Raw genomic sequence first — 10,624 nt, 5'->3', positions numbered from 1 at the left:
AGACCCGAAGACACGACCCTGAAAGAGGGATTGACGACAAGTGCTCGACGTCAACTTCTTCGACGAGCTGCGGATCGGCCTCGCCACCGCTGATGACATCCGTCAGTGGTCCCACGGTGAGGTCAAGAAGCCGGAAACCATCAACTACCGCACCCTCAAGCCCGAAAAGGACGGACTCTTCTGCGAGAAGATCTTCGGTCCGACCCGGGACTGGGAGTGCTACTGCGGTAAGTACAAGCGCGTCCGCTTCAAGGGCATCATCTGTGAGCGCTGCGGTGTCGAGGTCACCCGCGCCAAGGTGCGCCGTGAGCGGATGGGCCACATTGAGCTGGCCGCTCCCGTCACCCACATCTGGTACTTCAAGGGCGTGCCCAGCCGTCTGGGCTACCTGCTCGACCTCGCCCCGAAGGACCTCGAGAAGGTCATCTACTTCGCCGCCTACATGATCACGTGGGTGGACGAGGAGCGCCGCACGCGCGATCTGCCCTCGCTGGAGGCCCATGTCTCCGTCGAGCGCCAGCAGATCGAGCAGCGCCGCGACGCCGACCTGGAGGCCCGTGCCAAGAAGCTCGAGGCGGACCTCGCCGAGCTCGAGGCCGAGGGCGCCAAGGCCGATGTGCGCCGTAAGGTGCGCGAGGGCGCCGAGCGTGAGATGAAGCAGCTGCGCGACCGCGCCCAGCGCGAGATCGACCGTCTCGACGAGGTGTGGAACCGCTTCAAGAACCTCAAGGTCCAGGACCTGGAGGGCGACGAGCTGCTCTACCGCGAGCTGCGTGACCGCTTCGGCACGTACTTCATGGGCGGCATGGGCGCCGCGGCGCTGCAGAAGCGCCTGGAGTCCTTCGACCTCGACGAAGAGGCCGAGAAGCTCCGCGAGATCATCCGGACCGGCAAGGGCCAGAAGAAGACCCGTGCGCTCAAGCGCCTCAAGGTCGTCTCCGCCTTCCTGCAGACCCGCAACAGCCCCAACGGCATGGTGCTGGACTGCATCCCGGTGATCCCGCCGGACCTGCGTCCGATGGTGCAGCTGGACGGTGGCCGCTTCGCGACCTCCGACCTGAACGACCTGTACCGCCGTGTGATCAACCGGAACAACCGCCTCAAGCGTCTCCTTGACCTCGGTGCCCCCGAGATCATCGTGAACAACGAGAAGCGGATGCTGCAGGAGGCCGTCGACGCGCTGTTCGACAACGGCCGCCGCGGTCGCCCGGTGACCGGTCCCGGTAACCGTCCGCTGAAGTCCCTCAGCGACATGCTGAAGGGTAAGCAGGGCCGGTTCCGTCAGAACCTGCTCGGTAAGCGTGTCGACTACTCGGCCCGTTCGGTCATCGTCGTCGGCCCGCAGCTCAAGCTGCACCAGTGCGGTCTGCCCAAGGCCATGGCGCTGGAGCTCTTCAAGCCGTTCGTGATGAAGCGCCTGGTGGACCTGAACCACGCGCAGAACATCAAGTCGGCCAAGCGCATGGTCGAGCGCGGCCGCACGGTCGTGTACGACGTGCTCGAAGAGGTCATCGCCGAGCACCCGGTGCTGCTGAACCGTGCGCCGACCCTGCACCGCCTCGGCATCCAGGCCTTCGAGCCGCAGCTGGTCGAGGGCAAGGCCATTCAGATTCACCCGCTCGTCTGCACCGCGTTCAACGCGGACTTCGACGGTGACCAGATGGCCGTGCACCTGCCGCTGTCCGCGGAGGCGCAGGCCGAGGCCCGCATCCTGATGCTGTCCTCGAACAACATCCTCAAGCCGGCCGACGGCCGGCCGGTGACCATGCCGACTCAGGACATGGTGCTGGGCCTGTTCTTCCTCACCACCGACGAGGAGGAGCGCGAGGTCAAGGGCGAGGGCCGGGCCTTCGGTTCGGCCGCCGAGGCGACCATGGCGTTCGACGCCCGGGAGCTCTCGCTCCAGGCGAAGATCGACATCCGCTTCCCGATCGGCACCGTCCCGCCCCGCGGCTGGACCCCGCCGGTTCCGGAGGAGGGCGAGCCCGCGTGGCAGCCCGGTGACAGCTTCCGGCTGCGCACCACGCTGGGCCGCGCGCTCTTCAACGAGCTGCTGCCCGAGGACTACCCGTTCGTCGACTACTCGGTGGGCAAGAAGCAGCTCTCCGAGATCGTCAACGACCTCGCCGAGCGTTACCCCAAGGTCATCGTCGCGGCGACGCTGGACAACCTGAAGGCGGCCGGTTTCCACTGGGCCACCCGCTCCGGTGTCACCGTCGCCATCTCCGACGTGGTCGTGCCCGAGGCCAAGAAGGGCATCATCGAGGGGTACGAGGCGCAGGACGAGAAGGTCCAGAAGCAGTACGAGCGTGGTCTGATCACCAAGGACGAGCGCACCCAGGAACTGATCGCGATCTGGACCAAGGCGACCAACGAGGTCGCCGAGGCGATGAACGCGAACTTCCCGAAGACCAACCCGATCTTCATGATGGTCGACTCGGGCGCGCGCGGAAACATGATGCAGATGCGTCAGATCGCCGGTATGCGTGGTCTGGTGTCCAACGCGAAGAACGAGACCATCCCGCGGCCCATTAAGGCGTCGTTCCGTGAGGGTCTCTCCGTGCTGGAGTACTTCATCTCCACCCACGGTGCCCGTAAGGGTCTCGCCGACACCGCCCTGCGTACCGCCGACTCGGGTTACCTGACCCGACGTCTGGTGGACGTCTCCCAGGACGTGATCATCCGCGAGGAGGACTGCGGCACCGACCGCGGCCTCAAGCTGGAGATCGCGTCCAAGGGTGCGGACGGCGTGCTGCGCAAGGCGGAGGACGTCGAGACCAGCGTGTACGCGCGCTGCCTCGCCGAGGACATCGTCGTCGAGGGGAAGGTCCTGGCCCCGGCCGGCACCGACCTGGGCGATGTGCTCATCGACGAGCTGGTCCGCCACGGCGTGGAGACGGTCAAGACCCGCTCGGTGCTCACCTGCGAGTCCGCCGTCGGCACCTGCGCCATGTGCTACGGCCGCTCGCTGGCGACCGGCAAGCTGGTGGACATCGGCGAGGCGGTCGGCATCATCGCCGCCCAGTCCATCGGTGAGCCCGGCACCCAGCTGACGATGCGTACCTTCCACACCGGTGGTGTGGCCGGTGACGACATCACCCAGGGTCTGCCGCGTGTCGTCGAGCTCTTCGAGGCCCGTACGCCCAAGGGTGTCGCCCCGATCTCGGAGGCGGCCGGCCGCGTCCGGATCGAGGAGACCGAGAAGACCAAGAAGCTCGTCGTCACCCCGGACGACGGCTCCGACGAGACCGCCTTCGGCGTCTCCAAGCGAGCCCGACTCCTGGTGGGCGAGGGCGACCGCGTCGACGTCGGCCAGCCGCTGACCGTGGGTGCCGTCAACCCGCACGACGTGCTGCGCATCCTCGGCCAGCGCGCCGTCCAGGTGCACCTGGTGGGCGAGGTCCAGAAGGTCTACAACTCGCAGGGTGTGTCGATCCACGACAAGCACATCGAGATCATCATCCGGCAGATGCTGCGCCGGGTGACGATCATCGAGTCCGGCGACGCGGAGCTGCTGCCGGGCGAGCTCGTGGAGCGCTCGCGCTTCGAGTCGGAGAACCGTCGTGTGGTCCAGGAGGGCGGTCACCCGGCCTCCGGCCGTCCGCAGCTCATGGGTATCACCAAGGCATCGCTGGCGACCGAATCCTGGCTGTCGGCGGCGTCCTTCCAGGAGACGACCCGGGTGCTCACCGACGCGGCGATCAACGCCAAGTCGGACTCCCTGATCGGCCTCAAGGAGAACGTGATCATCGGTAAGCTCATCCCGGCCGGTACGGGCCTGTCCCGTTACCGCAACATCCGGGTCGAGCCGACCGAGGAGGCGAAGGCCGCGATGTACTCGGCCGTCGGTTACGACGACATCGACTACTCGCCCTTCGGCACGGGCTCCGGCCAGGCGGTTCCGCTGGAGGACTACGACTACGGTCCGTACAACCAGTAAGACCCGATCCGTTCGCAGGGCGGTCACCCCCATGGTGGGGTGGCCGCCCCGCGGCGTTTGCGGACGGCTCGGCCGGGGCGAAAGTCGAGTACCCCATTTCCGGCGTGTCGGGGCCCTCTGCATTTGTTTTGACCGAAGTCGATGAGGTAGGTACGCTCAGACCTTGTGCCTGGGGTGTGCCCGGGTCCTTGCGTGTGCGCCCCCAGCCTTCGGCGGGGAGGTGCCTCAGCATGCGAGGGGCCGAGATGTCGACACCAACAATCCGCACTCTCCGAACTTTCGCAGAGGGCTGCGGTGCGCGACACACCCGACCGCGTGGGTCGGAGGAACTCCAGGTTAGCTTTACCGAGACTGGCACACAGAAACCGGAGAAACGGTGCCTACGATCCAGCAGCTGGTCCGCAAGGGCCGCCAGGACAAGGTCGAGAAGAACAAGACCCCCGCCCTCGCGGGGTCGCCGCAGCGCCGTGGGACATGCACTCGCGTGTTCACCACGACGCCGAAGAAGCCGAACTCGGCGCTCCGCAAGGTCGCGCGTGTCCGGCTGAGCAGTGGGATCGAGGTCACCGCCTACGTCCCGGGTGAGGGGCACAACCTGCAGGAGCACTCGATCGTGCTCGTGCGTGGCGGTCGTGTGAAGGACCTGCCGGGTGTTCGTTACAAGATCATCCGCGGCTCCCTCGACACGCAGGGCGTCAAGAACCGCAAGCAGGCTCGCAGCCGCTACGGCGCCAAGAAGGAGAAGTAAGAATGCCTCGTAAGGGTCCCGCCCCGAAGCGCCCGGTCATCATCGACCCGGTTTACAACTCTCCTCTGGTGACGTCCCTCATCAACAAGGTGCTGCTGAACGGCAAGCGCTCCACCGCCGAGCGCATCGTGTACGGCGCCATGGAGGGCCTGCGCGAGAAGTCCGGCAACGACCCGGTCATCACGCTCAAGCGCGCGCTGGAGAACGTGAAGCCGACCCTCGAGGTCCGCTCCCGCCGTGTCGGTGGCGCCACCTACCAGGTGCCGGTCGAGGTCCGTCCCGGCCGCTCCTCCACCCTCGCCCTGCGCTGGCTCGTGGGCTACTCCCGCGCGCGTCGTGAGAAGACCATGACCGAGCGGCTCATGAACGAGCTGCTGGACGCCAGCAACGGTCTGGGCGCCTCCGTCAAGCGGCGTGAGGACACCCACAAGATGGCCGAGTCCAACAAGGCCTTCGCGCACTACCGCTGGTAGTCGCTACCCCATCGAGAACCGAGAGAAGACTGAGCCAGATGGCCACCACTTCACTTGACCTGGCCAAGGTCCGCAACATCGGGATCATGGCCCACATCGACGCGGGCAAGACGACCACCACCGAGCGGATTCTGTTCTACACCGGCGTGAGCTACAAGATCGGTGAAGTCCACGATGGCGCCGCCACCATGGACTGGATGGAGCAGGAGCAGGAGCGCGGCATCACGATCACGTCGGCCGCGACGACCTGTCACTGGCCGCTTGAGAACGTCGATCACACCATCAACATCATCGACACCCCGGGCCACGTCGACTTCACCGTCGAGGTGGAGCGTTCGCTGCGCGTGCTCGACGGTGCCGTGACCGTGTTCGATGGCGTCGCCGGTGTGGAGCCGCAGTCCGAGACGGTGTGGCGTCAGGCGGACCGCTACGGCGTTCCGCGTATCTGCTTCGTCAACAAGCTCGACCGCACCGGTGCGGAGTTCCACCGCTGCGTCGACATGATCACGGACCGCCTGGGCGCGGTGCCGCTGGTCATGCAGCTGCCGATCGGCACCGAGGCCGACTTCAAGGGTGTCGTCGACCTCGTCACCATGAAGGCGCTGGTCTGGTCCGCCGAGGCGACCAAGGGTGAGATGTACGACACCGTCGACATCCCGGACACCCACACCGAGGCCGCCGACGAGTGGCGCGGCAAGCTGCTCGAGGGCGTCGCCGAGAACGACGAAGAGATGATGGAGCTGTACCTGGAGGGCGAAGAGCCCACCGTGGAGCAGCTGTACGCGGCGATCCGCCGCATCACCATCGCCTCCGGCAAGGGCGGCGGCACCACCGTCACCCCCGTGTTCTGTGGCACCGCGTTCAAGAACAAGGGCGTTCAGCCCCTGCTCGACGCCGTGGTCCGGTACCTCCCGTCGCCGATCGACATCGAGGCGATCGAGGGGCACTCGGTCAAGGACCCGGACGAGGTCATCAAGCGTCGTCCGTCCGAGGAGGAGCCCCTCTCGGCTCTGGCGTTCAAGATCGCGAGCGACCCGCACCTCGGCAAGCTCACCTTCATCCGTGTGTACTCCGGCCGCATGGACGCCGGCACCCAGGTGCTGAACTCCGTGAAGGGCAAGAAGGAGCGCATCGGCAAGATCTACCGGATGCACGCGAACAAGCGTGAGGAGATCGACTCGGTGGGTGCCGGCGACATCGTCGCCGTCATGGGTCTGAAGCAGACCACCACCGGTGAGACCCTCTCCGACTCGTCGAACCCGGTGATCCTGGAGTCCATGGACTTCCCGGCCCCGGTCATCGAGGTGGCCATCGAGCCGAAGTCCAAGGGCGACCAGGAGAAGCTCGCCGTCGCGATCCAGCGGCTTGCCGAGGAGGACCCGTCCTTCCGCGTCAAGACCGACGAGGAGACCGGCCAGACGATCATCTCCGGCATGGGCGAGCTGCACCTGGACGTGCTGGTCGACCGTATGCGCCGCGAGTTCAAGGTCGAGGCCAACGTCGGTAAGCCGCAGGTGGCCTACCGCGAGACGCTGCGCAAGGCGGTCGAGCGGTACGACTACACGCACAAGAAGCAGACTGGTGGTTCCGGCCAGTTCGCGAAGGTGCAGATCGCGCTGGAGCCGCTCGAGGGCGACGGCTACGAGTTCGAGAACAAGGTCACCGGTGGCCGCATCCCGCGGGAGTACATCCCGTCCGTGGACGCGGGCTGCCAGGAGGCCATGGAGTTCGGCGTGCTCGCGGGCTACCCGCTGACCGGTGTGAAGGTCACCCTGCTCGACGGTGGCTACCACGAGGTCGACTCGTCCGAGATGGCGTTCAAGATCGCCGGTTCGATGGCCTTCAAGGAGGCTGCCCGCAAGGCCAGCCCGGCCCTGCTCGAGCCGATGATGAAGGTCGAGGTCACCACGCCCGAGGACTACATGGGTGACGTGATCGGCGACATCAACTCCCGTCGCGGGCAGATCCAGTCCATGGAGGACCGGAGCGGCGCCAAGCTGGTCACCGGCCTGGTTCCGCTGTCGGAGATGTTCGGCTACGTGGGCGACCTGCGCAGCAAGACGTCCGGCCGCGCCAGCTACTCCATGCAATTCGACTCCTACGCCGAGGTTCCGCGGAACGTCGCCGAGGAGATCATCGCGAAGGCCAAGGGCGAGTAAGGCGGGTTCATCCGCTTTCCTCACCCTTTAGGCTGGAAGCACAAGGCATCGGGGCATTCGTCGTGGAGCGCGTCCACCGCGTTCCACGGCGGGGCCCCGGGCGCCGGCCCCCCAGACGAATACGGCGAAGGGCATCCCCCTCGGGGTCCTGGCCGGTTCGGTAAGAAAACCTGAACCCATCCGCAAAGCGTGGATGCGTTACAGAACCACTCCACAGGAGGACCCCAGTGGCGAAGGCGAAGTTCGAGCGGACTAAGCCGCACGTCAACATCGGCACCATCGGTCACATCGACCACGGTAAGACCACGCTTACCGCTGCGATCACCAAGGTGCTGCACGACGCGTACCCGGACCTGAACGAGGCCTCGGCCTTCGACCAGATCGACAAGGCTCCTGAGGAGCGCCAGCGCGGTATTACGATCTCCATCGCGCACGTCGAGTACCAGACCGAGTCGCGTCACTACGCGCACGTTGACTGCCCCGGTCACGCGGACTACATCAAGAACATGATCACCGGTGCCGCGCAGATGGACGGCGCCATCCTCGTGGTCGCCGCCACCGACGGCCCGATGCCGCAGACCAAGGAGCACGTGCTCCTGGCCCGCCAGGTCGGCGTGCCGTACATCGTTGTCGCCCTGAACAAGGCCGACATGGTGGACGACGAGGAGATCCTGGAGCTCGTCGAGCTCGAGGTCCGCGAGCTGCTCTCCGAGTACGAGTTCCCGGGCGACGACGTTCCGGTCGTCAAGGTCTCGGCGCTCAAGGCGCTCGAGGGTGACGCCGAGTGGGGCAAGTCCGTCCTCGACCTGATGAAGGCCGTCGACGAGTCGATCCCGCAGCCCGAGCGCGACGTCGACAAGCCGTTCCTGATGCCGATCGAGGACGTCTTCACCATCACCGGTCGCGGTACGGTCGTCACCGGCCGTATCGAGCGCGGTGTGCTGAAGGTCAACGAGAACGTCGACATCATCGGCATCAAGCAGGAGAAGACCTCGACCACCGTCACCGGTATCGAGATGTTCCGCAAGCTGCTCGACGAGGGCCAGGCCGGTGAGAACGTCGGTCTGCTGCTCCGCGGCATCAAGCGCGAGGACGTCGAGCGCGGCCAGGTCATCATCAAGCCGGGTTCGGTCACTCCGCACACCGAGTTCGAGGCCCAGGCGTACATCCTGTCCAAGGACGAGGGTGGCCGCCACACGCCGTTCTTCAACAACTACCGTCCGCAGTTCTACTTCCGTACCACGGACGTGACGGGCGTTGTGACCCTCCCCGAGGGCACCGAGATGGTCATGCCGGGCGACAACACCGAGATGTCCGTCCAGCTGATCCAGCCGGTCGCCATGGAGGAGGGCCTGAAGTTCGCCATCCGTGAGGGTGGCCGGACCGTCGGCGCCGGCCAGGTCACCAAGATCAACAAGTGACCTGACGCTCCCCGGAGCAAAGAGCCCCATTCGCCACTGGCGGGTGGGGCTCTTTCGTATGTGGGTACCCGGCCGTCCACATCGAAGCCGCGTTCGACTTCGGGAGCGAACAGATGATGACAAATGGCAAGATCACGGTCGCGGTCGTGGGAGGCTACCTCCTCGGGCGCACCAAGAAGGCGAAACTCGCTTTCGGGCTGGGCATGTTGCTGGCCGGTAAGAAGATCACGCTGGATCCGCAGCAGTTGAAGAAGTCCCTCGCCGAGATGCCGCTGCTGAGCGGCCTCAACGGACAGGTGCGTCAGGAACTCGTCGACGCCACCCGGCAGGCCGCGACCAAGGCCGTGTCCGACCGGGTGGGCGGCCTCGCCGATTCGCTGCACGATCGCACCGCGTTGCTGCGCGGTGAGAGCGAGGACGACCGGGACGAGGACGAGGGCGAAGACGCCCGGGACGAGGGCCGCGCCGAGGACGAGGAGCCCGCCGAGCGGGAGGGGGCCGACGCGGACTCCGGGCCGAAGCGGAAACCGAAGCCGCCGAAGCCTCCCCGCAAGACGGCGGCCAAGGCCCCGGCCCGTCCGGCGAAGAAGACCGCCGCCTCCGGCTCCGGGAAGGCCAAGAAGACCGCCACCTCGGGCGCCGCCCGGGCCAAGAAGACCGCCAGGACCGCGGGGGGCCGCAATGGCTGACACGCTGGGCAAGCTCAAGGACGACATCGTCGGCAACCCGGCCACCGACCGGCTCAAGGACGAGCTGCGCAACTACGTCCAGGCGCGGGCGACACACGCGATCTCCGGCCTCGGCACCGGCCTCGCCAAGGGCGCGCAGTCCCTCGCCGAGGGCAAGTCGCCGGGGCAGGCGCTGATGAAGGCCGGCTCGTCCCAGCTGAAGGATTCCCTCAAGGAATCGCTGAAGGACAAGGTCAAGGGCGTCTTCGGCAAGGGCCGGGGCAAGAGCGGAGGCGGCAAGTCGAAGAGTGTGACGGTCGTCGAGGACATCGACGTCGGAGTGCCGGTCCGCGAGGCGTACGACCAGTGGACCCAGTTCCAGGAGTTCAGCACCTTCGCCAAGGGAGTCGTCAGCGTCGAGAAGGCCGACGACACCAGCAGCAACTGGAAGGTGAAGGTCGCCAAGTCCACCCGCAGCTGGCGGGCGAACGTCACCGAGCAGGTGCCCGATGAGCGGATCACCTGGACCACCGAGGGTGCGAAGGGCACCGTCAAGGGCGTCGTCACCTTCCATCCGCTCGGCGACAACCTCACCCGGGTGCTGCTGGTCCTGGAGTACTTCCCCAAGGGCCTCTTCGAGAAGACCGGCAACATCTGGCGGGCTCAGGGCCGCCGGGCGCGCCTCGACCTGAAGCTCTACCGCAAGTTCATCATGATGCGCGGCGAGGCCACGGACGGCTGGCGCGGCGAGATCCGGGACGGCGAGGTCGTGCGCGACCACGAGACGGCCATGGAGGAGGAAGAGCGCGACAAGGCCGAGGACGAGGCCGGGGGAGAAGCCGATGAGCCGCGGTCCGAGTCCGGCGACGAGGGCGAAGCCGAAGGCGACGCCGGGGAAGAGCGCGCGGACGAGTCGGAGGACGCGTACGACGACGAGGACGGCGCGGCCGCGGACGCGGACGATGCGCCGGAGGAGGAGTACGAGGAGGCGCCCGAAGACGCCGAGTCCGAGCCGGAATCCGGTTTCGAGGAGGACGAGGAGGAGCCGGAGGACACCGAGGACGCGGAGCACGCCGAGGCGTACGAGGAGTCCGAGGAGCCTGAAGAGGACGAGGAGGCCGAGGAACCCGAGGCCGCCCGCCCCCGCCGGCGTGCCGCCGCGGCACGGCGCTGAGCGCGCGCACCAACGCGCCCCCGGCCCACGGCCGGACATGA

The 10,624-nt window shown here is 66.8% G+C and carries 7 protein-coding genes; all 7 read left to right on the top strand.

Annotated elements, in window-relative coordinates; genetic code table 11:
- Positions 1 to 40 precede the first annotated feature (40 nt).
- A complete protein-coding gene (locus tag J8403_RS18995; protein ID WP_211124232.1) occupies positions 41 to 3,940 on the top strand; it encodes a DNA-directed RNA polymerase subunit beta' in 3,900 nt (1,299 codons plus the stop codon).
- A 376-nt stretch (positions 3,941 to 4,316) separates the two neighbouring features.
- Entirely contained in the window at positions 4,317 to 4,688 is a 372-nt protein-coding gene (gene rpsL, locus J8403_RS18990; RefSeq protein WP_014054153.1) for a 30S ribosomal protein S12, read from the top strand.
- A 2-nt stretch (positions 4,689 to 4,690) separates the two neighbouring features.
- The gene (rpsG, locus tag J8403_RS18985) at positions 4,691 to 5,161 is read left to right on the top strand and encodes a 30S ribosomal protein S7 (RefSeq protein ID WP_014178748.1); all 471 of its coding nucleotides are present in this window, start codon (positions 4,691 to 4,693) and stop codon (positions 5,159 to 5,161) included.
- Positions 5,162 to 5,199: 38 nt separating this feature from the next.
- Positions 5,200 to 7,320, top strand: coding sequence for an elongation factor G (gene fusA, locus J8403_RS18980; RefSeq protein ID WP_059148978.1), 2,121 nt, complete (start codon positions 5,200 to 5,202; stop codon positions 7,318 to 7,320).
- A gap of 227 nt (positions 7,321 to 7,547) precedes the next feature.
- Complete coding sequence (gene tuf / locus J8403_RS18975; RefSeq protein WP_037952879.1) at positions 7,548 to 8,741, top strand: elongation factor Tu; 1,194 nt, start codon at positions 7,548 to 7,550, stop codon at positions 8,739 to 8,741.
- A 116-nt stretch (positions 8,742 to 8,857) separates the two neighbouring features.
- The gene (locus J8403_RS18970; protein ID WP_246585896.1) at positions 8,858 to 9,430 is read left to right on the top strand and encodes a hypothetical protein; all 573 of its coding nucleotides are present in this window, start codon (positions 8,858 to 8,860) and stop codon (positions 9,428 to 9,430) included.
- Positions 9,423 to 10,583 carry an SRPBCC family protein gene (locus J8403_RS18965; RefSeq protein ID WP_211124230.1) on the top strand — a complete coding sequence of 387 codons (1,161 nt, stop codon included), beginning with the start codon at positions 9,423 to 9,425 and terminating at the stop codon, positions 10,581 to 10,583. Before J8403_RS18970 ends, J8403_RS18965 begins: the two co-directional genes overlap by 8 nt.
- Positions 10,584 to 10,624: the final 41 nt, after the last annotated feature.

It is taken from the genome of Streptomyces yatensis (assembly GCF_018069625.1).
Lineage (GTDB): Bacteria > Actinomycetota > Actinomycetes > Streptomycetales > Streptomycetaceae > Streptomyces > Streptomyces yatensis.
This window is presented reverse-complemented; position numbering and strand designations above follow the sequence as displayed.

Bases quoted from the DNA above. Each gene is read 5' to 3' on its own strand.
- fusA (WP_059148978.1), top strand. From the start codon at position 5,200: ATGGCCACCACTTCACTTGACCTGGCCAAGGTCCGCAACATCGGGATC.
- J8403_RS18970 (WP_246585896.1), top strand. From the start codon at position 8,858: ATGACAAATGGCAAGATCACGGTCGCGGTCGTGGGAGGCTACCTCCTC.
- J8403_RS18965 (WP_211124230.1), top strand. From the start codon at position 9,423: ATGGCTGACACGCTGGGCAAGCTCAAGGACGACATCGTCGGCAACCCG.
- rpsG (WP_014178748.1), top strand. From the start codon at position 4,691: ATGCCTCGTAAGGGTCCCGCCCCGAAGCGCCCGGTCATCATCGACCCG.